This is a genomic window from Variovorax dokdonensis (assembly GCF_030316895.1).
Taxonomy (GTDB): Bacteria; Pseudomonadota; Gammaproteobacteria; order Burkholderiales; family Burkholderiaceae_C; genus Variovorax; species Variovorax dokdonensis.
The window spans coordinates 801,662-824,971 of the sequence record NZ_JASZYV010000002.1; the positions used below are offsets into that span (position 1 = coordinate 801,662).

Consider the following 23,310-nt stretch of genomic DNA (forward strand, 5'->3'; position numbering starts at 1 on the left):
AGCGATGGCGGCGCACAGGACCACCTTCCTGTTGAGCGCCATCGGCATGTCCGAACAGAACTCGAATCAGATTCATACAGCAACAGCAAACGGCAACTGCAAATTTTCAAGGAGCTAACGATGACCATCGAAATGATCGAAGTCGAAGAATTCAACCAGGGCACGCAGATCAAGGTGATCGGCGTCGGCGGTGGCGGCGGCAACGCCGTGGCCCACATGATCGAGCGCAGCGTGCAGGGCGTGGAGTTCGTCTGCGCGAACACTGACGCGCAGGCACTGACGCGCAGCAATGCGCACAAGACCATCCAGCTGGGCATGACCGGCCGCGGCGCCGGCAGCAAGCCCGACGTGGGCCGTGAGTCGGCAGAGATGGCGTTGGACGACATCCGCGCCGCGATCGACGGCGCGCACATGCTGTTCATCACGGCCGGCATGGGCGGCGGCACCGGCACCGGCGCTGCACCCGTCATTGCCCGCGTGGCCAAGGAGATGGGCATCCTGACGGTCGGCGTGGTGACCAAGCCGTTCGACTGGGAAGGCGGCAAGCGCATGACCAACGCAGAGAACGGCCTGGCCGAGCTCGAGGCGAACGTCGATTCGCTGATCGTGATCCTCAACGAGAAGCTGCTCGAAGTGCTGGGCGACGACGTCACCCAGGAAGAAGCCTTCGGCCACGCCAACGACGTGCTGAAGAACGCCGTGGGCGGCATTGCCGAGATCATCAACGAGTACGGCAACGTCAACGTCGACTTCGAAGACGTGCGCACGGTGATGGGCGAGCCCGGCAAGGCCATGATGGGGACGGCCGCCGCCTCCGGCCCGGACCGCGCACGCATCGCCGCAGAGCAGGCCGTGGCCTGCCCGCTGCTCGAAGGCGTCGACCTGTCGGGTGCCAAGGGCGTGCTGGTGCTGGTCACCGCGTCCAAGGCTTCGCTCAAGCTGTCGGAATCGAAGCTGGCCATGAACACCATCCGCGCCTATGCCTCGCCCGAAGCGCACGTGATCTACGGCGCTGCGTACGACGAGAAGCTGGGCGACGAGATGCGCGTCACCGTGGTGGCCACCGGCCTGTCGCGCAATGCCGCCAACAGCAGCAAGCCGCAGCTGGAAGTCATCCGCACCGGTACCGACAACGTGCCCTTCACCGTGCCGACCCTGGGCGGGATGGGCGCTGCCGCGGCCGGCGCCGGCATGCAGAAGACGAACTACGACGGCATGTCGGTGCCCAGCGTCTGGCGTACCAACCGCACGATGGCGGCGGCCAAGGTGGATGCGCTGTCGTCGGGCGGCATGGACGACTTCGAGATCCCCGCGTTCCTGCGCCGCCAGGCCGATTGATGAGCCACCAGGCCGCTGCGTCTTCCGATCTCGCGCCTGCCCGGCGCGAGATCGGGGCGCTCGCGACGCCTTCTGGCACATCCATCGACGTCCCCACGGGGCGAGCGTAAACCGTGTCGGCTATTGGGCTGATAGGCAGGCGGCTGATGCGGGATGGGGCGGCGACACCTAAAATCCCGGGTGTGCTGCAACAAAGAACCCTCCGCTCCATCAGTCACGCCGTCGGCGTGGGGCTCCACAGCGGACAGCGGGTGGAACTGACGTTGCGGCCGGCGCCGCCGGATACGGGCATCGTGTTCCGGCGCGTGGACCTGCCGGAACCCGTCGAGATCCCGATGGAGGCCGAGTTCGTCACCGATACGCGCCTGGCATCCACGGTCTCCAATGGCAATGCCAAGGTCCAGACGGTGGAGCACATCATGTCCGCCTGCGCTGGGCTGGGCATCGACAACCTTTACATCGACATCACCGCCGACGAGGTTCCGATCCTCGACGGCTCGGCCTCGTCGTTCGTGTTCCTTCTGCAAAGCGCGGGCATCGTGCAGCAGAAGGCGCCTCGCCGCTTCATCCGCGTGACTCGTCCGGTGGAAGTCCGCGAAGGCGAGGGCGCCAACCTGAAGTGGGCGCGCCTTGAGCCCTATCACGGCTTCAAGCTGGTCTTCGAGATCGACTTCGCGCACAGGGTGGTCAGTTCCACCGGCCAGCGCGTCGAGTTCGACCTCGGCCGCGACTCCTACAGTCGCGACATCGCGCGCGCCCGCACCTTCGGCTTCACCAAGGAAGTCGAATACATGCGCTCCAAGGGGTTGGCTCTGGGCGGCGGCATGGACAACGCGATCGTCGTGGACGACACCAAGGTCCTCAATTCCGGCGGGTTGCGCTACGACGACGAGTTCGTCAAGCACAAGATGCTCGATGCGATGGGCGACCTGTACATCATCGGCAAGCCGCTGCTGGCTGCCTACACCGCATTCCGTTCGGGCCACGCGCTCAACAACAAGCTGCTGCGCGAACTGCTGGCACATCGCGACGCGTACGAGGTCGTCACCTTCGATCGCGAGTCGGATGCGCCCGAAGGCTTTGCTGAAGTGGCTCGGGCCTGGTAGGCCAGGCCCCTCCAAAAACAAGCACGAGCCTCGATGCTGATCTTCCGCTGGGCCATCATCCTGCTCTTGCTCGTGGCCGGCGCTTCATTCGCTTTCTATGCGGGCACAGGCCAGGCCAAGTACCGGCGCTTCGGCTGGATCGTGCTCAAGTGGACATTGATCGCGGCGCTGGGCTTCTTCGCGGTGCTCATCGCGGAGCGCGGTTTCTAAAGTCCTTTCTCCGCGCTGGCTCTTTGCGAAATCAGCGCGTGCGTCCCTGGCGATAGGCGCTGCCGGCTCCGCGCCGTGCCGCTTCGCCCAGACGCGCCAGCGATGTGCCCGCATGGGCGTGCGTGATGGCGATGCCCAAGGCGTCGGCCGCATCCGCTCCGGGAAGGCCAGGCAGGTTGAGCAGCCGCTTGACCATTTCCTGCACCTGCGCCTTGGCTGCATTTCCGTGGCCAGCCACCGCCTGCTTCATCTGTAGGGCGGTGTATTCGGCCACGTCGAGTTCGCGCGTCACGAGCGCGGTCATGCAGGCGCCGCGCGCCTGGCCCAGCATGAGCGTGGACTGCGGATTGACGTTGACGAAAATGATCTCGACCGCCGCCGAATCCGGCTGATAGCGGCCGATGATCTCGCCGATGCCGTCGAACAGCACCTTCAGCCGCAGCGCCAACGGCTGTCCGACCATGTGCCGGGTGCTGATGGTGCCACTGGCCACGTAGGCCAGCTTCTGGCCTTGGGCATCGACCACGCCGAAGCCGGTGGTCTGCAAGCCTGGGTCGATGCCGAGGATACGCATGGGCTTAGACACCGAAGTACCAGCGGACCGAATGGAAGAAGATCGGCGCCGCGAAGCACAGCGCGTCGATGCGGTCCAGCAGGCCGTTGGCGCCGGTCACGCCGACGCCGCGCTTTCCCCAGTTCGGGATACCGCGATCGCGCTTGAGCGCCTTCATCACTAGATGGCCCATGGAGCCCGCCACGCAGGCAATCAGGGCCATGACCATCGACTGCCCGATCTTGAAGGGCGTGATGAATGAAAGTACCGCACCGAGCACCACGCCAGGTGCCAGCCCGATCGCCCATGTGGTCCAGTTGAAGCTGCGGCTGACTTCGGGGGCGACAGGGGGGCGCTCCACGTTGCGGGCCACCGCGTGCTGCACCAGCATGCTGGTCTGCACCACACCCACCAGGAAGAACACCAGGAACGCGTTCTTGCCCTCGTAGCCCGGGAACTTCAGCAGCAGCAGCGCGGGCACATGGCTCAGCCCGTAAACGCAGACCATGATGCCCCACTGCAGCTTGGCGTTGCGCTCCAGAAAGTGGCGCGGATCGTTGGACAGCGCGCTCACCACCGGAATGGCCAGAAACACATAGACCGGGATCAGCACCGAGAAGAGATCGAAGCGGGCCGTTCCGACCAGCACATACTGAAGCGGCAGCACGACGAAGAACGCCAGGATCAGGCTCCTGTGGTCACCGCGCCGGGTGGGCGACAAGGTGATGAATTCGCGCAGCGCGAAGAACGAGAGCAGCGCGAACAGCACCGTTGCCACGGTCTCGCCCAGCGCCCAGCCGATCCAGAACACGACCACCATGAACCAGGTGGTGCCCAACAGTGTCTGCCAGTGAGCCAGTTCCGCCTGCCAGCGCTCGCCGTGCACCGGATGGCGCCGTTCGCGCATGGACAGCAACAGCGCCGTCACGCTGGCCACCGTCAGGATCCCGAACACGATGACGAAGAGCATCGCCACCTGCTGAGTGGGGCTGAGTCCGCGAAGAAAGTTCATCATGAGCGTCTTCGCCTATTCGTCGCGCAGTGCCAGCACGGCGGCACGGGCGCGGTCCAGGAAGCTGCGACGCTCTTCGGAAGGCGCCAACCGGATGGGCGCACCGAAGGTCACCGAGCAAAGAATCGGAACTGGCACGACTTCGCCCTTGGGCATCACGCGCTGCACGTTGTCGATCCAGGCGGGCACCAAAACCACGTCGGGAAACAGCGTGGCCAACGTGTAGAGGCCCGACTTGAACTTCTGCGGCTCGCCCGTGTGGCCGCGCGTTCCCTCCGGAAAGATGATGATCGAGTCTCCGCTCTTGAGCGCCTCGATCAGCGGCAGCAACGGTTCCATGGCCGCCGCACTCCCGGGCTCGGCCGGTTGAGCGGCGCTGCCGCCACGCTCCACGTAGATGGCATTGAACACCTCGGTGGTGATCCAGCGCTTGAGCGGGGTGTTGGCCCAGTAGTCGCGCGCAGCAATCGGCCGCGTGGTGGAACGAAGTTCCTCGGGCAGCGCGGCCCAGATCATGACCAGGTCGAGGTGGCTCTGGTGGTTGGCGAAATAGATGCGCTGCTCCGCCTTGGGCGGGCAGCCCAGCCAGCGGGCCTGCGCACCGGTGAGCAGACGCACCAGCGCCAGAAGTACCCAGCCGATCAAGCGTGCAAGCATGTTGTCAATGATAGGAAGCGGCGCAGTGCAGGCGCTGGATCATGGAATGTCCGCCGATGGCATGCGCGCCACGATGGTGTTGGTGCGGCTGGCGAGGTAGCCCGAGCCTTGGCGCGTCTCGTAGTACTTGGGGCTGGGCAGCATCACGGCCAGACGCGCGGCCTGGCTGGCCGAAAGGCGCGCGGCACTCCTGTCGAAGTAGCGTTGCGCCGCGGCTTCGGCACCGAAGACCCCTTCGCCCCACTCGACGCTGTTCAGATAGATCTCGAGGATCCGGCGCTTGTCCAGCAGCATTTCGAGCGCGACGGCGATCACCAGCTCTTGCCCTTTGCGCAGCAAGTTCCGCTCGCCCGAGAGGAAAAGGTTCTTGGCCAGTTGCTGGGTGATGGTGGATCCGCCACGCAATTGCGCGGGCCGGGCGGCCTTGCCGCGCCGTGCCGCCTGCGCAGCCCGTCGGGCGGCTTGAGCTTCGGCGCGTTCGTTGCGCTCGTAGGCGCGCTCGATGGCTTCCCACTCGACACCGTGGTGCGTCATGAAGCCGCCGTCTTCGCTGGCCACCACCGCACGCTTGAGATTGGCGGAAATGCGGCTGTCGGGCACCCATTCCTGGGCCCAATCCTTGTCGCCATTTCGTCGCCCGTGCGTGGTCAACTGCCACGCTTCCGAACGCTGGAAGGCCGTGGACTGGGGATCGACCACGCTCATCGCAGCAATGCGCACCAGGAAGAACAATTGAAGCGCCAAACCCCCAAGCACCAGGAAGCCCAGCCAACGCAGGAGCGAACGCATCCGCTGCTTCAGCCGACGATGGCCCGCAATTCGGACAGCACCTGCGCCGATGGCGGGCGCACCCCGCGCCAGATCTCGAAGGCTTCGGCCGCTTGCTCCACCAGCATGCCCAATCCGTCGCGCGGCGCGGCGCCATGCCTTGCAGCCCAGTCGAGAAAGCCGGCGGCGGCGGGGCCGTACATCATGTCCATGGCCAGGGCGCCGGGCTTGAGCACGCGTGCATCGACCGGGACCTCGTCGCCGGCCAGGCTAGACGCCGTCGCATTGACCAGCACGTCGAAGCTGCCCGAAACGTCTCCGAGGCTGCGCGCCTCGACGTCCGCGTGATGGGGCAGGGCGACGGCCGCATGGCGTTGCACCAGTGCAATGGCCTTGCCCAGCGTGCGGTTGGCCACGACCACGCGCCGGGCGCCGGATGCCAGCAAGGGGCCGAGCACGCCGGCAGCGGCACCCCCTGCGCCCAGCAGCAGCACGTCCTTGCCTTCCAGCGCAACGCCTGCGTTCTGAACGATGTCGTTCACCAGGCCTGCGCCATCGGTGTTGTCGCCGTGGATGCCGTCTTCGCGGAAGGACAGGCAATTGACCGCCTGGGCCAATTGCGCGCGGGGCGTGAGGAATTGGGCGGAGGCCCCAGCGTCGAACTTGAAGGGGACCGTGACGTTGCAGCCGCGTGCGGTGCCTTCCGCACTGGACCGGAACTGGGCCAGCGCCTGTGCAAAACCATCGACCGGGGCCAGCAAGCGCCCGTACTGGAGCGTCTGGCCGGTGAGTTCCGCAAAGCGGGCATGAATCCAGGGGGAGCGGCTGTGCTCGACGGGATTGCCCATCACGCAATAAAGATCCATGGCCGTCTCCTTCCTGTGTCTGACTTCTTCTGGCGCGGCGCGGCTAGCGCGTCGAGGTGACCTGCGCCTCGAGCGTCTGGTCGCGCGTGAACTTGAATCGCGAAGGTAGCACGATCTGGTCGGTGGTCTTGCGCATCTCCGGGTTGAAGCTACCGAAGTTGCCGGCGCTGCGCACGATGGCCTGTGCACGCCGGTCGAGTTGCGCATCGCCAGAGCTTTCGACGACCTCGGTTCCCAGCAGGTTGCCGTCGAAGTTGACGGTGACCAGCATGGTCAGCTCGCCATACAGTTTCTTGCCGTTGCTGGTCGGGAAGTTCTCGGTGCCGCGTGCCTCGATGCGCCGGCGAAGCGCATCGACGTAGACCGCGTAGGCCGCCTCGCGCGTGGCGGGGCTCACGTAGCGTTTGCGTGGGCGCGCATTTTCTTCGTTCACGCGCCGTTCGATCTCGGCCAGCAAGTCGAGCAGTTGCTTGCGCTTTTCTTCCTGTGCGCTGTCCTGGTTGGGCGCGCCCGCCGCGCGCGGATCCGGCACCGGCATGTTGGCCAGTTGCTGCTTGATCTGCGCGAGCAGCATCATCTGCTGCGTCTGCAGGGATTCGATCTGCCGCTGCGCGTCCTCGATGGAGTCTCCGATCGCCGTGAATGCCGAAGGGGGCAGCGGGCTCGTCGCACGTCCCTTGTCCAGATCGCCGCCGCCGGCCAGCGACGTCTGCGCGATGGCCTTGGCTTCGTCCGCCCGCTCGTTGGTCCTGGCATTGACCAGGATCACCTCGAGCGCGTTGTCCTGGAACACCCGGTTGAAGGTCTGCGGATCGACGAAGCGCACGGCCAGCAGGGCGGCATGCGCCAGCACCGAAATGACCAGCGCGATCTGCAAGGTGCTGTACTGGCGCTGCGGCTTCTTCTTGGCGTTGGAGTGGCGGGACATGGCAAGCGTCTTACGAAGGAGTGGCCGGCGCTGCGGTGTCGGCAGGGCCATCGCCTTGCTCGTCCACATCGACCGCGATCGCCAGCGGGCCGGCGACGACTTCTTCTTCGTCGTCTTCGGCGTCCGAACCGGCCTCCGGCGCATCCAGGCGTTCGAGCACGGCGGCGTGAACGTCCAGCGAGATCTCGTCGACGGACTCCAGCCGGGCGCGAACGCGGGCACCGCGCGCCAGGCCCTGGGTGCCGGTCAGGCCGAAGACCAGCGGCAGTGTCTCGGCGCGGGCCAGGGCGCCATTGGGCATGTCCTTGATGATCGTCGCCTCGATCTCGGTGATTCCTTCCTGCGCGAGGTAGCGCAGCGTCCAGAAGCGCTCCATCGCCGCCTGATAGCCGTTGTAGGTGCTGTAGGCCGCGTCGAAGGCGGAGAGGATGGAAAAGAGCGCGGCGTCCTTGGGCTTGAAGTGCGCGGCCAGCGCGGCGGTCTTGCCGTGTCTAGCCGCAGCGATGATCTGCCACTGGTTGACCAGGTCGGTATAGCGGCGCAGGGGCGAGGTGCTCCAGGCATAGCTCTTCACGCCCAGGCCCGCATGCGGCAGCGATTTGGTGCCCATGCGCACCTTGATGCCCGGCGCCAGGCTGGCCTGGCTGCGATACAGCGCGGGCACGCCCAGGTCACCCAGCCAACTGCCCCAGGTGCTGTTGGCCAGGATCATCGCCTCGGAAACGATCAGGTCCAGCGGCGCCCCACGTTGGCGGGTCGAGATGCGGACCTTTTCACTGCCGTCCGGCTCGCCGTCGTTGCCTTCCAGGCGGAAGGTGTAGTCGGGCCGGTTGAAGTTCTCGGGCTTGCCGCGCGCGACTTCTCGCTGGGCCTTCAGATGCTGCGCGAGTCGCCACAGGAACGACAGTTCCGGCCGCAGGCTGGCAGCGGGTTCAGGCACGGGTTGCGGCGGCGCGGCTTCGGCGCTTTCAAGCCAGTCGCGGCTGATGAAGGCGTCGAGCTTGTCGTGGCGCAGGTTGCTGACGATCGGCACGCGCTCCAGGCGGGTTTCGCTTCCCTGCAACTCCAGCGATGCCTCGTCGAAGCGCACGTACAGCGAAACGGCGGGGCAATCGCGGCCTTCTTCCAGCGTGTAGGCGTTCACCACCTCGTCCGGCAGCATCGTGATCTTGTGGCCCGGCATGTAGACGGTGGAAAGACGGCTGCGCGCCACCTGGTCCAACGGGCTGTCAGGCGTCAATGCAAGGCCGGGCGCGGCAATGTGGATGCCCAGCGTCACGGACCCGCTGCCAAGGCCTTGCACCGACAGCGCATCGTCGATTTCGGTCGTGTGCGAGTCGTCGATCGAAAAGGCGCGCACGGAGGCCAGCGGCAGTTCGTCGGCGATGGCTGGCGCCTGCAACGACGCAAAGCCGGTGCCCTTGGGGAAGTTCTCGAACAGGAAACGCTTCCAGTGGAACTCGTAGGGCGAGTCGATGGCGCCTGCCGCCTCGAGCAGCGCAAGGGGCGCCCGATGGGTGGCACGCGCCGCATCGACAACGGCCTTGTATTCGGGCGCGTTCTTGTCGGGCTTGAACAGGATTCGGTAGAGCTGCTCGCGCACCGGCGCCGGGCATCGGCCAGCCGCAAGTTCGGCAGCCCATTCGTCGATCTGCGCCTGGATGGCCTTCTTCTTCTCGATGGCGGCCAGCGCCTGTTGAAGAATTTCGGCCGGGGCTTTCTTGAAGCGTCCTTTGCCTGCGCGCCGGAAGTAGTGCGGCGCCTCGTACAGCGCGAGCAGGGCCGCTGCCTGTTGCACGGTCGTCGGGTTGGCATTGAAATAGTCGGACGCCAACTCGGCAAAGGCAAACTCGCCCTCGGGCGCGAACTCCCACGCCAGGTCGAGTTCAATCGTCGCTGCAAGCGCGCGGGCGTCTTCCAGCAATCGCGCTGGCGCGGTCTGGTCGAAGCGAAGCACGATGTTGGCGGCCTTGACCTTGACCCGCTTGCCGGTGTCGAGTTCCACCTGGGCTGAGGACTCGGCCTCCGACATCACCCGCCCACCCAGGAATTTCCCGGCTTCTTCAAACAATACGAACATCCGGCGATTGTCCCTCAGCCCGGCGCGCTGTCGGTCAGGGTTCAGCCGGTCAGTTGCAAGAAGGCGACCACCGCGTCGAGGTGTGCAGTCTCGAAATCGGAGAGCGCATGGTCGCCGCCCTCGATCAGGCGAAGCGGGCTTCCCGGATAGCGTGCCGTCATTTCGCGCCAATCGAGCACCTCGTCGCCCTTGGCGACGACGGCCATGCAGCGCTCCGGATGCGGCAACGGCCCGGCCTGCAGCAGGCGCAATTCTTCGATGTATTCGGGGCGAAAGAAGAAGTGGTCCTCGGGCGAGTGCCACAGGGTCTGGTCGCCCACGTAGCGCGCCAGGTCTCGTTCAGGATGCACCGCCGGATTGAGCAGCACGGCCCGGCAGCCCGTGGCCGCAGCGACGTGGGTGGCATAGAAGCCGCCGAGCGACGAACCCACCACCGCGATCCTGTCGCGCGGCCAGTCGCGAATGCCAGCCAGGATGCCGTCCATGGCCGCGCGCGGCGACGGCGGCAGTTGCGGCGCCCACCATGTGACGCCCGGGTGCCGTTGTGCCACGTGCCGCGCCATGACCCTTGCCTTGGCCGACTGGGGCGAAGAGCGGAAACCGTGGAGGTACAGCAGGTGCGTGGTTGACATGAACCGCATGCTATCCGCTTGGCACCAGCCGTCGTGGCGGCCGCGCGCGGGATAATCGCGCCCTCATGGCCGCCGTCTTCAACCAGCCCCCACTTGCACGCCGCCTCCTGCCCGTCTTTCAGGGCTACGACGCCTTTCTGATCCTTGCCGTGCTGCTGCTGTGCGCGGCGGGTCTGGTGACGATGTATTCGTCCGGCTACGACCACGGCACGCGCTTTTTCGACCATGCACGAAACATGATGCTGGCCGGCGGCATCATGCTAGTGGTGGCCCAGGTGCCGCCGCAGCGAATCATGCACTTTGCGGTGCCTCTTTATCTGCTGGGCGTCGGCCTGCTGGTGGCCGTCGCGATGTTCGGCCTGACCAAGAAGGGAGCGACGCGCTGGCTGAACGTGGGCGTCGTCATCCAGCCCAGCGAGATCCTCAAGATCGCCATGCCGCTCATGCTGGCCTGGTGGTTCCAGCGTCGCGAAGGCCAGTTGCGCGCGCTCGATTTCGTGGTTGCGGCCGCCTTGCTGGCCGTGCCGGTGGGACTGATCATGAAGCAGCCCGACCTGGGAACGGCGTTGCTGGTCATGGCGGCTGGTCTGGCCGTGATCTTCTTTGCCGGGCTGCCGTGGAAGTTGATCGTGCCGCCGGTGATCATCGGCGTCATCGCCATCGTGCTCATCGTGATCTATGAGCCCACCCTGTGCGCCGACGGTTTCGACTGGCGCGTGCTGCACGACTACCAGAAGCAGCGCGTGTGCACTTTGCTCGATCCGACCAAGGATCCGCTGGGCAAGGGCTTCCACATCATCCAGGGCATGATCGCGATCGGCTCCGGCGGCTTGAATGGAAAAGGCTTCATGCAAGGCACGCAGACGCACCTGGAATTCATTCCCGAGCGCACGACCGACTTCATCTTCGCCGCCTATTCCGAGGAGTTCGGCTTGATGGGCAACCTGTTTTTGGTCTTCTGCTTCGTGTTCCTCATCTTCCGGGGGCTGATGATCGCGGCCAGCGCGCCGACGCTTTTCTCGCGCCTGATGGCTGGCGCCGTGTCGATGATCTTCTTTACCTATGCCTTCGTGAACATGGGCATGGTCAGCGGCATCCTGCCGGTTGTGGGCGTGCCGCTGCCTTTCATCAGCTACGGCGGCACGGCGATGGTGACGCTCGGCCTGGGACTGGGCATCCTGATGTCGATCTCGCGCGCCAAGGCCCTGGCCATCAAGAACGCCGAGCGCATGGAGATCGGCTGAAGGGGTTTTGCCGACAGGCTCATAATCCTTCGATGATCTCGCGCGAACCCACCATCGAACGCCTGGCCACGGCCCAAGAACTGCTGCTGGCGCCTTTCGGACTCGACGAATCGCATCTCACGCGGGCGCTGTCTGAAATGGCTGCGCACTGGGTGGATGACGCCGACCTCTATTTCCAGTACACCCGCAGCGAAGGCTGGAGCCTGGAAGAAGGCATCGTCAAGACGGGCAGCTTCAGCATCGACCAGGGTGTGGGCGTGCGCGCCGTCAGCGGCGAAAAAACGGCGTTCGCCTACTCCGACGACATTTCCGAAAGTTCCCTGCTCGATGCCGCGCGCACGGTGCGGGCCATTTCGTCCGCCGGCCGATCGGCCAAGGTGAAGACGCCGGCTCGGCGCGTGGCGGCCAGCCGTGCGCTGTATGGCGGCATCGATCCCATCGCCACCCTCGACAGTACGGCCAAGGTGCAACTGCTGGAAAAGGCCGAGCGTCTGGCGCGCGCGCGCGATCCGCGAATCGTCCAGGTGATGGCCGGTCTGGCCGCCGAGTACGACGTGGTCCTGGTTGCCCGCCTGGATGGCACCCTGGCTGCCGATGTGCGTCCGCTGGTACGGCTGTCCATCACCGTCATCGCGGAGCAGAACGGGCGCCGGGAAGTGGGCTCCGGTGGCGGCGGCGGCCGCTTCGGATTGGCCTACTTCGACGATGAGCAGGTTCGGACCTACGTGGAACAGGCGGTCAGCACTGCCCTGGTCAACCTCGAGTCGCGCCCGGCGCCTGCCGGCGAGATGACGGTGGTGCTGGGCCCGGGCTGGCCCGGCATCCTCCTGCACGAGGCGGTGGGCCACGGGCTGGAGGGCGACTTCAACCGCAAGGGCTCCAGCGCGTTTTCTGGGCGCATCGGCCAGCGTGTGGCGGCCAAGGGCGTCACGGTGCTCGACGACGGCACCCTTGCCGATCGCCGCGGCTCGCTCAACATCGACGATGAAGGCCATGCCAGCCAGCGCAACGTGTTGATCGAGGACGGCATTCTCAAGGCCTATATCCAGGACTCCCTCAATGCTCGCCTGATGGGCGTCAAGCCGACTGGTAACGGGCGGCGCGAAAGCTATGCGCATGTGCCCATGCCGCGCATGACCAACACCTACATGCTCGGCGGGGACCGAGACCCGAAGGAAATCGTCGCCAGCATCGAGCGAGGCCTGTACGCCACGAACTTCGGCGGCGGGCAGGTGGACATCACCAGCGGCAAGTTCGTGTTCTCGGCCAGCGAAGCCTACTGGGTCGAGAAGGGCAAGGTCCTTTATCCGGTCAAGGGCGCGACCATCGTGGGCAACGGCCCGGAGGCGCTCAAGCGCGTCAAACTGATCGGCAACGACATGGCACTTGATTCGGGCGTCGGCACCTGCGGCAAGGAAGGGCAGAGCGTCCCGGTCGGCGTCGGCCAGCCCACGTTGCGCATCGATGGTCTGACGGTCGGCGGCACTGCCTGACGCCCGGTGTTGCCGCCTCCTTCAAGCCTGTGCTAGAGTTCGCGCCTATGTCCGCCATCCGCGCCTTTTATTTTGCGTACTTTTGGTTCCCGGTTTCCGGCGGACGAGGGGTGCGCGCCTAAAGGGCAAGCAGACTAGACAGAATCCTCGAAGAAACCGCCGGTGCCAAAAGCCCGGCGGTTTTTTTTCGTCCCAGCACATCCACCAGCAATAACTTTCGAAGGAAGACAACGATGAGTCCCAACACTGCCAACGCCAGCGATGCCTGGTATGCGCGCGTCGAAAAAACCAGCAAGACCGACGACGAACGCATCAAGGACATCAACGTGCTGCCTCCTCCCGAACATCTGATCCGCTTCTTCCCGATCCGGGGAACGCCTGTGGAATCGCTGATCAGCCATACGCGAAAGTCGATCCACAGGATCATGGCCGGCAAGGACGACCGGGTGCTGGTTGTCATGGGGCCGTGCTCCATCCACGATCCGGTGGCGGCCATGGACTACGCACGCCGGCTCAAGGCCATGCGCGAACGCTTCTCGGACACGCTGGAGGTCGTCATGCGCGTCTATTTCGAGAAGCCCCGCACGACCGTCGGGTGGAAGGGATTGATCAACGATCCCTACCTGGATGAGAGCTTCCGCATCGACGAAGGCCTTCGCATGGCCAGGCAACTGCTCATCGAGATCAACCGCATGGGCTTGCCGGCGGGCAGCGAGTTCCTCGACGTGATCTCGCCGCAATACATCGGTGACCTGATTTCCTGGGGCGCGATCGGCGCTCGCACGACCGAGAGCCAGGTGCATCGCGAGCTGGCCTCTGGCCTGTCGGCCCCGATCGGATTCAAGAACGGCACCGACGGCAACATCCGGATCGCGACCGATGCCATCCAGGCTGCGGCGCGCGGCCATCACTTCCTGTCGGTGCACAAGAATGGCCAGGTCGCCATCGTGCAGACGCAGGGCAATCCGGATTGCCATGTGATCCTGCGTGGCGGCAAGGCGCCGAACTACGACGAGAGCAGCGTCGCTCTAGCCTGCAAGGACCTCGTCGCGGCCAAGTTGCCGCCGACGCTGATGGTGGACTGCAGCCATGCCAACAGTTCCAAGCAGCATCAGAAACAGATCGAGGTGGTGGCGGATGTGGCTTCACAGATCGCCGGCGGATCCACCAGCGTGTTCGGGGTGATGGTCGAAAGCCATCTGCATGCCGGCGCGCAGAAGTTCAGCCCCGGCAAGGACAAGGTCGATGCCCTGGAGTACGGCAAGAGCATCACCGATGCCTGCATCGGCTGGGATGATTCCGTGGCTGTGCTCGAGACGCTGTCGCGCGCTGTCAAGCAGCGCCGCGGCTAAACAACTCGCTCAGATCAGGTCCGCAAGTTCGGGCCAATGGTGGCGCATGGCGGCGGCCTCGTCGCTGTCCTGCGCCATGAACGAGAAATCGTCAAAGTCGAATCCCGGGCCCACGGTGCAGGTTGTGAGGCAATAGCCGAGGCTGTCGGGCTTGGTGATTGGGCGAGCTGCCTGCCATTGGCCGGCCGGCACCACGTGCTGTGGATGAAAACCAGGCATGTCGACCGGACCCAGCTTGATGTGGGCCGGTGCGGTGCGCAGCGCGGCGTCGCAGGTGTAGAGAGCCAGTGCATCGCCCCCCACGTGCACCCAAACTTCGTCCGAGCTCACGCGGTGCCAGCGCGAATGCTGGCCCGCCTCGAGCAGGAAGTAGATGGTCGTGAGTGCATCGCGACGCGGTCGCCCATCGGCAGGAGCGACGCGGGCGCTGGACCGGAAGACTTCGCGGTACCAGCCGCCTTCCGGGTGCGGCTGCAGGCCCAAGCTGTCGATCAGTTCGCGCGAGCGCATGTCCGCACTTTAAGTGGCGTTTGCCAGCGCGTCGAGCAGCTTCTGGTGAATGCCGCCGAAGCCGCCGTTGCTCATGCAGACGATGTGGTCGCCCGGCCGCGCCGAGGCCAGGACCTGTCGCACGAGTGAATCGATATCCTGCGCCACCTGCACTCTGTCGCCGAGTGGAGCGAGCGCGGCCGCAGCATCCCAGCCGAGCCCGGCGGCATGGCAGAAGGAAAGGGCGGCGTTCTCCAGGCTCCAGGGCAACTGCGCCGCCATGGCCCCCAGCTTCATGGTGTTGCTGCGCGGCTCGAACACGGCCAGGATGCGCTCGGCTTGATGTCCGCCTGCATCGAGCTTGCGACGAAGACCATCGAGCGTGGTGCGTATGGCGGTCGGGTGATGGGCGAAATCGTCGTAGACCCGAACCGGACCATCGGCAAGTTCGACGGTGCCGCGCAATTCCATGCGGCGACGCACGTTCTGAAAGCGCCCGAGCGCTTCGCACGCCTGCGCCGGATCGACGCCCACATGCTCGGCTGCCGCGATGGCGGCGAGCGCATTCATCCGGTTGTGCTCGCCCGACAGGGCCCAGTCGACATGTCCAACGCGTTCACCGCGCAGCAGGACGTCGAAGGCGTCGTCCGGACCGGTCGAACGCCAGTCGCCGCTGCCGCCGAAGGTGGCGGTTTCGCTCCAGCAGCCTTGCTCCAGCACACGCCGCAGGCTGGCTTCGGTCCCGTTGACGACCAGCCGTCCGGAGCCCGGGACGGTGCGCACCAGGTGGTGGAACTGCCTTTCGATGGCTGCCAGGTCGTCGAAGATGTCCGCGTGATCGAACTCGAGGTTGTTGAGCACTGCCGTTCTCGGACGGTAGTGAACGAACTTGCTGCGCTTGTCGAAGAACGCCGTGTCGTACTCGTCCGCCTCGATCACGAAGAGCGGCCGTTGTTGTGCATGGTTGGTCGAGTCCAGCCGGGCCGACACGCCGAAATCCAAGGGCACGCCGCCGACCAGAAAGCCGGGCGTGCGGCCCGCGCTGTCCAGGATCCAGGCCAGCATCGAGGTGGTGGTGGTCTTGCCGTGCGTGCCGGCGACGGCCAGCACATGGCGACCGGGCAGCAAGGTTTCGGCCAGCCATTGCGGACCGCTCGTGTAGCGGGCGCCGGACTCGAGGATGGCCTCCATCAGGGGGAACTTGGGCTTGCCGTCCGGGCCGCGGGCGCGCGAGACCACGTTGCCCACCACATAAATGTCTGGCGCCATTGCCAGTTGGTCGGCGCCGAAGCCTTCGATCAGGTCAATGCCCAATGCGCGCAACTGATCGCTCATCGGCGGATAGACGCCGGCGTCGCAGCCGGTCACCCGATGACCGGCTTCGCGTGCCAGGGCGGCCAGACCGCCCATGAAGGTGCCGCAGATGCCGAGGATGTGAATATGCATCGGGCGATTCTAGGAGCCGCGCACGAGACCCACGGTCGCGCGGCAGCCCAGCATGGCGCTCAGGCGCGCGCCATGCTTTCTGCAGCGGCGTGCAGCTTGCCCACTTGCGACAAGGCCTCCTGCATCGTCATGCGCGCCACCGGCGCCTGCAAAGCGACGGCGCAGCGCACCGGGCCTTGGGGATGGTCACGCACGGGCACGGCAACGCAAACCAGACCGTCGACGAATTCCTCTGCGTCCACGGAATGGCCCGCCTCGCGAATTCGATCGAGTTCTTGCAGCATGCGCTCGCGGCTGTCGATGGTGTGAGCCGTGTGGCGCTTGAAGGTCAGTGAATCGAGCATGCGCTCGCGCGCTCCGGCGGGCAGATGGGCCAGCAGCAGCTTGCCGCTTGCCGAGCAGTGCAGCGGGACGCGCGAACCGGCGCGCAGTTCGAGCCGCAGTGGAAAGTTGGTCTCCACGCGGTCCAGGTAGACCACCTCTGCGCCGGACAGCGCGGTCAGGTTGCAGCTCTCGCCGACGTCGTCCACGAGTTGGCGCAGGAGCGTATGGCGAAGGCCGGTGGTGCTGCTTGCTCGCAACACTGTTTCGGCGAACCGCGCCAGGCGAGGGGTGACGGCATAGCGGCGGCCATCCGCGCCGCGCGAAAGCAGGCCACCGACTTCCATCTGCTGGAGCATGCGGTGAACGGAAGGCTTGGGTTGGCCGCTCAACCGAACCACGTCGGCCAGCGACTGAGCTTCGCCGGTCGATGCGACCAGTTCGAGAAGCTGCAAGAGCCGCAGGCCTGGTGTGTGAGCTTGTTCTTGTTGGGCGGCGGCAATTTCGTAGGGGGTCATCGGAAAGATATCTCGAATAACGAGACTATTACGCTAGCAATTGTGAGATTTTGCCTCAAAGCAGGTAAACTGCGTGAGTTCTAAAGCAGTTTCCATGAAGCATTTTGTCAACAATTTGGTGATCACCGGGGCGTGTGGCGGGCTGGGGCAGGCGCTGGCAACGGCTGCGTTGGCCCGGGGTTCGCGGGTTGCACTGGTTGGATTGAACGCCCAAGTGCTTCAAAAAGTTTCAGAAACGGCCCCCTATCGTTGCGCGATATACACACCCGATGTGAGCGACGCCGCCGCCATGTCGGCCATGGCGCAGGACTGGATGACGCGCTTCGGCGTGCCGGATGCCGTGATCGCCAACGCAGGTGTCGCCGGCGGATTCGACACCGCCATCGCCTCTGACCTGCAGGTGCTGCGCCGGATGCTGGAGATCAATCTGATCGGCGTGGCCACCACCTTCCAACCGTTTCTGGCGCCGATGCGCGAGCGCGGCAGCGGCACGCTCGCTGGCGTGGCCAGCATCGCGGGCTGGCGGGGCATGCCCGGAAACGGCGCCTACTGCGCCAGCAAGGGCGGGCTGATCCGATATTTGCAAAGCCTGCGGGCTGAGATGCGTGGCACGGGGCTGACGGTCTGCACCATCAGCCCCGGCTACCTGCGCACCGCGCTCACGGCCGGGAACCGGTTCGCCATGCCCGGCCTGATGGAGCCGCAGGACGCCGCCGAGGCCATCCTTCGTGGCTTGGAGCGTGGCCGGGAAAAGATGGTCCTGCCTCGGCAGGTCGGATGGCTGTCCCGCGCGCTGGCGCTGCTGCCCGACCGCTGGCACGATTCGTTGCTACGGCGACAGCCTCGCAAGCCGCGGCCCGGCGAAGCCGGCGACACGCCGATCCCGGGCCTGTCGACTCATCCGCACGGATCGGCGCAGCCCGATTCGGTCAGCCCACCACCCGCTTCGCCGGCCGTTCAGGAAAGCCGGCATTGAGCCGCTGACCACCTCGCCTGCATTCGACATTTCCCCTGGAGTCCTGTTCGTGTCCGTTCCCGAGTCTGTATTCGTCCCGACCCATCAACAGATCGCCCTGATCGGCGCCGGCCCCTCGGGCCTTGCTGGCGCGCGCAATCTTCAAAAGCTTGGCATTCCCTTCCAGGGCTTCGAGGCATTCGCAGATGTCGGGGGGCTTTGGAACATCGACAACCCGCGCAGCACTGTCTACCAATCGGCGCACCTGATCTCTTCCAAGCGCACGACGGAATTCGCGGAGTTTCCGATGGCCGACCGCGTGGCCGACTACCCCAGCCACGCCGAACTGCGCCGCTACTTCAGCGACTTTGCCGACCACTTCGATCTGCGTCGGCACTTCCGCTTCAACACGCGCGTCCTGCGTGTCGAGCCGGTCGCCGAGTCCGCGTCCACCTTGTGGCGCGTGAGTGTGGATGCCGGAGACGGGCGCATCGAGACGGCCGACTATCGAGGCGTCGTGATCGCCAACGGCACCCTTTCAGAGCCCAGCATGCCCCGCTTCGATGGCCACTTCGACGGCGAGCTGCTGCACACCAGCGCCTACAAGTCGGCCGAGCTGTTCGCGGGCAAGCGCGTGCTGATCGTTGGGGCAGGCAACAGTGGCTGCGACATCGCCGTGGACGCGGTGCACCGGGCGCAAAGCGTCGACATCTCTGTGCGACGCGGCTACTACTTCGTGCCCAAGTACATCTTCGGCAAGCCTGCCGACACCCTGGGCGGAAAACGGCCGCTGCCGGCTTGGATCAAGCAGCGCGTGGATGCGAAGGTTCTGAAGTGGTTCACGGGCGACCCGGTTCGCTTCGGCTTTCCCAAGCCTGACTACCGGATGTATGAGTCGCATCCGGTGGTCAACTCGCTCATCCTGCACCACATCGGTCACGGCGACATCGGCGTTCGAGCGGACATCAAGCGTCTGGAGGGGCATGCCGTCCACTTCAAGGATGGCAGCACGCGCGAATACGACCTGATCCTCTGCGCCACCGGCTACAAGCTGCACTATCCGTTCATCGATCGGACCTGGCTCAACTGGCAAGGCATGGCGCCGCAGCTTTACCTGAACATCTTCGCCCCCGGCTTCGACAACCTGGCGGTGCTCGGCATGATCGAGGCCAGCGGGATCGGTTGGCAGGGTCGTTACGAGCAAGCCGAACTCGTGGCGCGCTACTTCAAGGCCATGGCCGACCGGAAGCCGCAGGCTGCGCAGTTCAAGTCGGCCAAGTCAGGTCCGACGCCCGATCTTTCGGGCGGCTACAGCTACCTCAAGCTCGAGCGGATGTCCTACTACGTCAACAAGGATGCGTACCGCCGCGCGGTGCGCGAAGCCTCGGCGGCGCTGGCCTGAGCGCTCTCGCGCAGTCCCGATTTCCTCTGATCAATAGCGCAAAGGAACCGCATGGTCCCCGTTGACGAGATAAGGCTGAACTTCAACCCCGCATCGCTGGTGCTGCTCAATGCGGTGCTCGGCTTCCTGATGTTCGGCATTGCGCTGGACACCCGCGTGTCCGACTTCCGGCGCGTCGCGCGCATGCCGCTGGCCATGGGCGTCGGCATCGCTGCCCAGTTCCTCGTGCTGCCAGCCGTCACGTTCTGCCTGACGCTGCTGCTCAAGCCGGCGCCCAGCATTGCACTGGGCATGATCCTGGTGGCTTGCTGTCCGCCGGGCAACGTGTCGAACATCCTGACGCACCGCGCAGGCGGCAACGTGGCGTTGTCGGTGTCGATGACGGCGGTTTCGAACCTGCTTTCGATCTTCATCATGCCGCTGAACTTCGCCTTCTGGGGGGGCATTCATCCGACGGCCTCTGGACTGCTGCAAACGATCGCCCTCGACCCGGTCGAGATGGTCGGGCACATCGTGGCGATCATCGGCTTGCCCTTCGTAGTCGGCGTTGCGCTGGCCCACCGGTTTCCGCGCATGACGGAGCGCGTGAAAAAGCCGGTAAGGCTGCTCAGCTTCCTGTGCCTCATCGGGTTCATCGTGGGCGCAGTGGCCGGCAACTGGCGGTACTTCCTCGAATACGTAGGCCTGGTGCTGTTGGCGGTGGCGCTGCACGATGCGCTGGCCTTCGGCACTGGCTACGCCTGCGCGAGTGCGTTGCGGCTGGCGGAGTTCGACCGGCGGGCTGTGAGCTTCGAAGTGGGCATCCGCAACGCCGGGTTGGGTCTGGTTCTGATCTTCAGCTTCTTCGGTGGCCTGGGTGGCATGGCCGTGGTGGCAGGGGTATGGGGTTTTTGGGACATCATTGCCGGCCTCGCACTGGCAGGCTGGTGGGCAAGACGACCCTTGAACCCGCCTGCAGCGCCTGCCACCTCAGTGGGTCCATCCGCCTGAGTCATTTCTCCTTTCCTTGCTAATCGATGGACAACACTCTGAATCTTCCCTTGCGCCGCGTGCTCATCACCGGCGCGGACGGCTTCCTCGGACGCGGCGTCGTGGCCGCGCTGGCCCAACTGCCGGACATCGATACCGTCGTCGCGCTGGATGTCCGCGAGGTACCGGCCACCCGCCGCGTGCCGGGCGTCATCTATGAAGTGCAGGATGTGCGCGGGGCCGAACTCCAGGGCGTCATGCAACGCCATGCCGTGGACGCCGTGATTCACCTGGCAGCCATCGTCACGCCAGGCGCCGAGAGCAACCGCGAACTCGAGTATTCCGTCGATGTGCTCGGCACGCGCAACGTCCTCAAGGGCTGCGTCGCGGCAGGCGTCCGGCATCTGGTCGTCTCGTCGAGCGGTGCCGCCTACGGCTATCACGCCGACAACCCCGCATGGATCGACGAAGACCACGCGCTTCGGGGCAACGAGAGCTTCGCCTATTCGCATCACAAGCGCCTGGTGGAAGAGATGCTGGCCACCTATCGCCAGCGCCATCCCCAGTTGCAGCAGACCGTTCTGCGCATCGGCACCATCCTGGGCGAGCGGGTCAACAACCAGATCACCGCGTTGTTCGACAAACCCCAGATCCTGGCCGTGCGCGGGAGCGACAGCCCGTTCGTCTTCATCTGGGACGAGGACGTGATCGGCTGCATCGTGCACGCCATTCGCACCGGGCACGCGGGCTGCTTCAACGTGGCCGGCGACGGCGCGCTCACGCTCGCGCAGATTGCCGCACTCTTGCGCAAACCCCTGCTGGCGCTGCCGGCCCCACTGCTGCGCCTGGCATTGCGCGTGGGTTCACGCTTGCGCGTCTCCCGATACGGACCGGAGCAACTCGACTTCCTGCGCTATAGGCCCGTGTTGTCGAACCACCGGCTCAAGACCGAGTTCGGATATGCGCCGGCGAAGAGCAGCCTGGAGGCGTTCCTGGCCTTCAAGGCGGTCAGGGAAAAGCGCCGCAACACCCATCTCGCCACTTTCGCCTGACTGCTGAGGCGCCACCACGCCCCCGCGCTTTTGCAGGCGCGCTGTCCCCGCGACATGTCCGGCCTCTTCGTGCATCGTCTTGCCAAGGGCACAATGGGTCGATGGACAACTCTTTCTCCGCAAAGCGAGAAATCGCTGCAAGCGCCGCCCGGCTCGTGGTCGAGGAGGGGCTGGAGTACGGCCCCGCCAAACGGCGAGCCGTGCGGGAACTCGGGTTGCCCGCGCGGGCTGCCTTGCCGAACAACGACGAGGTCGAAGCGGCAGTTCGCGAATACATCGACCTCTTCTGTGCGGACACGCAGCCGCGCGAACTCCTGGCGCTGCGGCGCCTGGCTCTGGAATGGATGGATCGAATGGCACCTTTCCGACCCCATCTGGGCGGAGCGGTCTGGCATGGCACAGCCACGCGTCTGTCGGATATTTACATCCAGTTGTTCTGCGATGACTCCAAATCCGCTGAAATCAGCCTCATCGACCATCATGTGGACTATGAGCCGCGGATGGTCACGGGCTTTCACGGCGAGCAGGTCGAGGCGTTGAGCATCCATGCCAAATGTCTTGAGCTCGGGGAGGAAGTGGGTGTGCACCTGCTGGTCTACGATCTGGACGATATGCGCGGCGCGCTCAAACCCGACTCGCAAGGGCGCGTCCCCAGGGCCGATCTGGCCACGCTTCGCAGGCTGCTGGCCGATACATGACGATGACTGATCCCGCTTCTTCTGCTTCTGCGACATCCGCATCCGCCGCCTCGCGGCGCAATTTTCTGTTCGTCGCCGCTGCTGCAGCGGCTGCGACGGCGGGAGCTGGTGCCGCATGGTGGCAGGCGCGGGGCGGCAGTGGCGACGCCGTTGGAGCGGATTTCTGGGCGCGCACTTTCGAGCGCCCCGACGGCGGCGAGGTGCGCATGGAAGCATTTCGTGGCAAACCCATGCTGTTGAATTTCTGGGCGACCTGGTGCGCGCCGTGCGTTGAGGAAATGCCGATGATCGATGCATTCTTCAAGCAAAATGCTGCGAACGGCTTGCAAGTGCTTGGATTGGCCATCGATCAGCCAAGCGCCGTGCGCAAGTTCCTGCAACGGACGCCGGTTGGCTATGAGATCGGGCTTGCAGGAATGGGTGGGACCGAAATGGTCCGGCAGCTCGGCAATGCACAAGGCGGCTTGCCCTTCACGGTGTCCATATCTGCGGGCGGCGAAGTGCTCGCTCGTAAAATGGGCAAGCTAGAGCCTCCTGATCTCGAAGGCTGGCGCCGCGAACTTTTTCACGGTTAGAATCGCCGGTTGCTTTCGGTTCTTTGGCGCAAGTACGCCGGAGTTGGCCGAACTTATTTTGGTTTGATACCAACTTGACACTAATTGGGCGCTCATTGAGCGCTCGAAGACCGGCGATGCCGGCGTTTGGAGGCTCATGGACCTGCGCAAGCTCAAGACACTGATCGACCTGGTGTCCGAATCCAATATTTCCGAACTGGAAATCACCGAAGCCGAAGGCAAGGTGCGAATCGTGAAGGCGGGCGCCGAAGCCGCTCCCATTCAGTACGTGCAAGCCTTGGCAGCCCCCGGCGCAGCCACGGCGCCTGCCGCTGCGGCGCCAGCAGCGTCGGCGCAGCCTGCGCCCGCCGCGGCTCCGGCCCAGTCCGGCCACGTAGTCAAGTCGCCGATGGTAGGCACCTTCTATCGCGCCTCCAGCCCCGGCGCCGCGCCCTTTGTGGAGATCGGCTCGCAGGTCAAGGAGGGCGACACGATCTGCATCGTCGAGGCGATGAAGATCCTCAACGAGATCGAAGCCGACAAGAGCGGCACCATCACCCAGATCCTCGGCGAGAACGGTCAGGCGGTCGAATATGGCCAGCCGCTGTTCATCATCGAATAAGCATGCCAATGAAGCTCGGGGCGGATCGCGGCGCATGTGCCGTGG

At 65.1% G+C, this 23,310-nt stretch carries 24 protein-coding genes; 13 read left to right on the top strand and 11 right to left on the bottom strand.

Going from position 1 to position 23,310, the window contains the following annotated elements:
* Window positions 1-120 precede the first annotated feature (120 nt).
* From ftsZ to QTH91_RS12245, 3 genes are all read left to right on the top strand, one after another.
* Window positions 121-1,338: a cell division protein FtsZ gene (gene ftsZ, locus QTH91_RS12235; protein WP_286660344.1), complete on the top strand. Its 1,218-nt coding sequence runs from the start codon at window positions 121-123 to the stop codon at window positions 1,336-1,338.
* Between the two features lie 182 nt (window positions 1,339-1,520).
* Window positions 1,521-2,444 (top strand): UDP-3-O-acyl-N-acetylglucosamine deacetylase, encoded by a 924-nt coding sequence (gene lpxC / locus QTH91_RS12240; protein ID WP_286660345.1) that lies wholly within the window; start codon window positions 1,521-1,523, stop codon window positions 2,442-2,444.
* A gap of 33 nt (window positions 2,445-2,477) precedes the next feature.
* Window positions 2,478-2,654 carry a hypothetical protein gene (locus tag QTH91_RS12245; RefSeq protein WP_286660346.1) on the top strand — a complete coding sequence of 59 codons (177 nt, stop codon included), beginning with the start codon at window positions 2,478-2,480 and terminating at the stop codon, window positions 2,652-2,654.
* A 31-nt stretch (window positions 2,655-2,685) separates the two neighbouring features.
* Here the strand turns inward: QTH91_RS12245 and ruvC are convergent, their stop codons facing one another.
* Genes ruvC through QTH91_RS12285 form a run of 8 tightly spaced genes read right to left on the bottom strand, consistent with a single transcriptional unit; the run spans window position 2,686 to window position 10,150 of the window.
* Window positions 2,686-3,228, bottom strand: a complete 543-nt coding sequence (ruvC, locus tag QTH91_RS12250; RefSeq protein WP_286660657.1) for a crossover junction endodeoxyribonuclease RuvC — start codon at window positions 3,226-3,228, stop codon at window positions 2,686-2,688.
* 4 nt (window positions 3,229-3,232) lie between these two features.
* Window positions 3,233-4,222 carry a phosphatidate cytidylyltransferase gene (locus QTH91_RS12255; RefSeq protein WP_286660347.1) on the bottom strand — a complete coding sequence of 330 codons (990 nt, stop codon included), beginning with the start codon at window positions 4,220-4,222 and terminating at the stop codon, window positions 3,233-3,235.
* Between the two features lie 12 nt (window positions 4,223-4,234).
* Window positions 4,235-4,876, bottom strand: coding sequence for a lysophospholipid acyltransferase family protein (locus QTH91_RS12260; RefSeq protein WP_286660348.1), 642 nt, complete (start codon window positions 4,874-4,876; stop codon window positions 4,235-4,237).
* A gap of 39 nt (window positions 4,877-4,915) precedes the next feature.
* The gene (mtgA, locus tag QTH91_RS12265; RefSeq protein ID WP_286660349.1) at window positions 4,916-5,665 is read right to left on the bottom strand and encodes a monofunctional biosynthetic peptidoglycan transglycosylase; all 750 of its coding nucleotides are present in this window, start codon (window positions 5,663-5,665) and stop codon (window positions 4,916-4,918) included.
* 8 nt (window positions 5,666-5,673) lie between these two features.
* Window positions 5,674-6,510 carry a shikimate dehydrogenase gene (gene aroE / locus QTH91_RS12270; protein ID WP_286660350.1) on the bottom strand — a complete coding sequence of 279 codons (837 nt, stop codon included), beginning with the start codon at window positions 6,508-6,510 and terminating at the stop codon, window positions 5,674-5,676.
* Window positions 6,511-6,553: 43 nt separating this feature from the next.
* Window positions 6,554-7,438 (bottom strand): energy transducer TonB, encoded by an 885-nt coding sequence (locus tag QTH91_RS12275; protein WP_286660351.1) that lies wholly within the window; start codon window positions 7,436-7,438, stop codon window positions 6,554-6,556.
* Window positions 7,439-7,448: 10 nt separating this feature from the next.
* A complete protein-coding gene (locus QTH91_RS12280; RefSeq protein WP_286660352.1) occupies window positions 7,449-9,518 on the bottom strand; it encodes a ribonuclease catalytic domain-containing protein in 2,070 nt (689 codons plus the stop codon).
* Window positions 9,519-9,559: 41 nt separating this feature from the next.
* Entirely contained in the window at window positions 9,560-10,150 is a 591-nt protein-coding gene (locus tag QTH91_RS12285; protein ID WP_286660353.1) for a YqiA/YcfP family alpha/beta fold hydrolase, read from the bottom strand.
* A 65-nt stretch (window positions 10,151-10,215) separates the two neighbouring features.
* Here QTH91_RS12285 and rodA point away from each other — a divergent pair, with 65 nt between their 5' ends.
* The 3 genes from rodA (at window position 10,216) to QTH91_RS12300 (ending at window position 14,239) form a co-directional block, all read left to right on the top strand.
* Window positions 10,216-11,394 (top strand): rod shape-determining protein RodA, encoded by a 1,179-nt coding sequence (gene rodA / locus QTH91_RS12290; protein WP_286660354.1) that lies wholly within the window; start codon window positions 10,216-10,218, stop codon window positions 11,392-11,394.
* Between the two features lie 32 nt (window positions 11,395-11,426).
* Window positions 11,427-12,887: a metalloprotease TldD gene (tldD, locus tag QTH91_RS12295; protein WP_286660355.1), complete on the top strand. Its 1,461-nt coding sequence runs from the start codon at window positions 11,427-11,429 to the stop codon at window positions 12,885-12,887.
* Window positions 12,888-13,120: 233 nt separating this feature from the next.
* Window positions 13,121-14,239 (top strand): 3-deoxy-7-phosphoheptulonate synthase, encoded by a 1,119-nt coding sequence (locus tag QTH91_RS12300; RefSeq protein ID WP_286660356.1) that lies wholly within the window; start codon window positions 13,121-13,123, stop codon window positions 14,237-14,239.
* A gap of 9 nt (window positions 14,240-14,248) precedes the next feature.
* Here the strand turns inward: QTH91_RS12300 and QTH91_RS12305 are convergent, their stop codons facing one another.
* From QTH91_RS12305 to QTH91_RS12315, 3 genes are read right to left on the bottom strand one after another with little or no spacing between them, the layout of a single operon-like run.
* Window positions 14,249-14,749 (bottom strand): cupin domain-containing protein, encoded by a 501-nt coding sequence (locus QTH91_RS12305; RefSeq protein ID WP_286660357.1) that lies wholly within the window; start codon window positions 14,747-14,749, stop codon window positions 14,249-14,251.
* Between the two features lie 9 nt (window positions 14,750-14,758).
* Complete coding sequence (gene mpl / locus QTH91_RS12310) at window positions 14,759-16,174, bottom strand: UDP-N-acetylmuramate:L-alanyl-gamma-D-glutamyl-meso-diaminopimelate ligase (RefSeq protein WP_286660358.1); 1,416 nt, start codon at window positions 16,172-16,174, stop codon at window positions 14,759-14,761.
* A gap of 59 nt (window positions 16,175-16,233) precedes the next feature.
* Entirely contained in the window at window positions 16,234-17,013 is a 780-nt protein-coding gene (locus tag QTH91_RS12315; protein ID WP_286660359.1) for an IclR family transcriptional regulator, read from the bottom strand.
* Between the two features lie 94 nt (window positions 17,014-17,107).
* Here QTH91_RS12315 and QTH91_RS12320 point away from each other — a divergent pair, with 94 nt between their 5' ends.
* From QTH91_RS12320 to accB, 7 genes are all read left to right on the top strand, one after another.
* On the top strand, window positions 17,108-17,989 hold the full coding sequence (locus QTH91_RS12320; protein ID WP_286660360.1) for an SDR family oxidoreductase: 882 nt from the start codon (window positions 17,108-17,110) through the stop codon (window positions 17,987-17,989).
* Between the two features lie 49 nt (window positions 17,990-18,038).
* Window positions 18,039-19,370, top strand: a complete 1,332-nt coding sequence (locus tag QTH91_RS12325; RefSeq protein ID WP_286660361.1) for a flavin-containing monooxygenase — start codon at window positions 18,039-18,041, stop codon at window positions 19,368-19,370.
* 51 nt (window positions 19,371-19,421) lie between these two features.
* On the top strand, window positions 19,422-20,360 hold the full coding sequence (locus tag QTH91_RS12330; protein WP_286660362.1) for a bile acid:sodium symporter family protein: 939 nt from the start codon (window positions 19,422-19,424) through the stop codon (window positions 20,358-20,360).
* Between the two features lie 26 nt (window positions 20,361-20,386).
* On the top strand, window positions 20,387-21,391 hold the full coding sequence (locus QTH91_RS12335) for an SDR family oxidoreductase (RefSeq protein WP_286660363.1): 1,005 nt from the start codon (window positions 20,387-20,389) through the stop codon (window positions 21,389-21,391).
* A gap of 101 nt (window positions 21,392-21,492) precedes the next feature.
* Complete coding sequence (locus tag QTH91_RS12340) at window positions 21,493-22,089, top strand: hypothetical protein (RefSeq protein ID WP_286660364.1); 597 nt, start codon at window positions 21,493-21,495, stop codon at window positions 22,087-22,089.
* A gap of 2 nt (window positions 22,090-22,091) precedes the next feature.
* Window positions 22,092-22,664, top strand: coding sequence for a TlpA family protein disulfide reductase (locus QTH91_RS12345; RefSeq protein WP_286660658.1), 573 nt, complete (start codon window positions 22,092-22,094; stop codon window positions 22,662-22,664).
* Between the two features lie 136 nt (window positions 22,665-22,800).
* The gene (gene accB / locus QTH91_RS12350; RefSeq protein WP_286660365.1) at window positions 22,801-23,265 is read left to right on the top strand and encodes an acetyl-CoA carboxylase biotin carboxyl carrier protein; all 465 of its coding nucleotides are present in this window, start codon (window positions 22,801-22,803) and stop codon (window positions 23,263-23,265) included.
* Window positions 23,266-23,310: the final 45 nt, after the last annotated feature.

What these genes read in the sequence shown, in the direction of transcription:
- ftsZ (WP_286660344.1), top strand. Translation starts at nt 121, where the DNA reads ATGACCATCGAAATGATCGAAGTCGAAGAATTCAACCAGGGCACGCAG.
- QTH91_RS12245 (WP_286660346.1), top strand. Translation starts at nt 2,478, where the DNA reads ATGCTGATCTTCCGCTGGGCCATCATCCTGCTCTTGCTCGTGGCCGGC.
- ruvC (WP_286660657.1), bottom strand. Translation starts at nt 3,228, where the DNA reads ATGCGTATCCTCGGCATCGACCCAGGCTTGCAGACCACCGGCTTCGGC.
- QTH91_RS12255 (WP_286660347.1), bottom strand. Translation starts at nt 4,222, where the DNA reads ATGATGAACTTTCTTCGCGGACTCAGCCCCACTCAGCAGGTGGCGATG.
- QTH91_RS12260 (WP_286660348.1), bottom strand. Translation starts at nt 4,876, where the DNA reads ATGCTTGCACGCTTGATCGGCTGGGTACTTCTGGCGCTGGTGCGTCTG.
- mtgA (WP_286660349.1), bottom strand. Translation starts at nt 5,665, where the DNA reads ATGCGTTCGCTCCTGCGTTGGCTGGGCTTCCTGGTGCTTGGGGGTTTG.
- aroE (WP_286660350.1), bottom strand. Translation starts at nt 6,510, where the DNA reads ATGGATCTTTATTGCGTGATGGGCAATCCCGTCGAGCACAGCCGCTCC.
- QTH91_RS12275 (WP_286660351.1), bottom strand. Translation starts at nt 7,438, where the DNA reads ATGTCCCGCCACTCCAACGCCAAGAAGAAGCCGCAGCGCCAGTACAGC.
- QTH91_RS12280 (WP_286660352.1), bottom strand. Translation starts at nt 9,518, where the DNA reads ATGTTCGTATTGTTTGAAGAAGCCGGGAAATTCCTGGGTGGGCGGGTG.
- QTH91_RS12285 (WP_286660353.1), bottom strand. Translation starts at nt 10,150, where the DNA reads ATGTCAACCACGCACCTGCTGTACCTCCACGGTTTCCGCTCTTCGCCC.
- rodA (WP_286660354.1), top strand. Translation starts at nt 10,216, where the DNA reads ATGGCCGCCGTCTTCAACCAGCCCCCACTTGCACGCCGCCTCCTGCCC.
- tldD (WP_286660355.1), top strand. Translation starts at nt 11,427, where the DNA reads ATGATCTCGCGCGAACCCACCATCGAACGCCTGGCCACGGCCCAAGAA.
- QTH91_RS12300 (WP_286660356.1), top strand. Translation starts at nt 13,121, where the DNA reads ATGAGTCCCAACACTGCCAACGCCAGCGATGCCTGGTATGCGCGCGTC.
- QTH91_RS12305 (WP_286660357.1), bottom strand. Translation starts at nt 14,749, where the DNA reads ATGCGCTCGCGCGAACTGATCGACAGCTTGGGCCTGCAGCCGCACCCG.
- mpl (WP_286660358.1), bottom strand. Translation starts at nt 16,174, where the DNA reads ATGCATATTCACATCCTCGGCATCTGCGGCACCTTCATGGGCGGTCTG.
- QTH91_RS12315 (WP_286660359.1), bottom strand. Translation starts at nt 17,013, where the DNA reads ATGACCCCCTACGAAATTGCCGCCGCCCAACAAGAACAAGCTCACACA.
- QTH91_RS12320 (WP_286660360.1), top strand. Translation starts at nt 17,108, where the DNA reads ATGAAGCATTTTGTCAACAATTTGGTGATCACCGGGGCGTGTGGCGGG.
- QTH91_RS12330 (WP_286660362.1), top strand. Translation starts at nt 19,422, where the DNA reads ATGGTCCCCGTTGACGAGATAAGGCTGAACTTCAACCCCGCATCGCTG.
- QTH91_RS12335 (WP_286660363.1), top strand. Translation starts at nt 20,387, where the DNA reads ATGGACAACACTCTGAATCTTCCCTTGCGCCGCGTGCTCATCACCGGC.
- QTH91_RS12340 (WP_286660364.1), top strand. Translation starts at nt 21,493, where the DNA reads ATGGACAACTCTTTCTCCGCAAAGCGAGAAATCGCTGCAAGCGCCGCC.
- QTH91_RS12345 (WP_286660658.1), top strand. Translation starts at nt 22,092, where the DNA reads ATGACTGATCCCGCTTCTTCTGCTTCTGCGACATCCGCATCCGCCGCC.
- accB (WP_286660365.1), top strand. Translation starts at nt 22,801, where the DNA reads ATGGACCTGCGCAAGCTCAAGACACTGATCGACCTGGTGTCCGAATCC.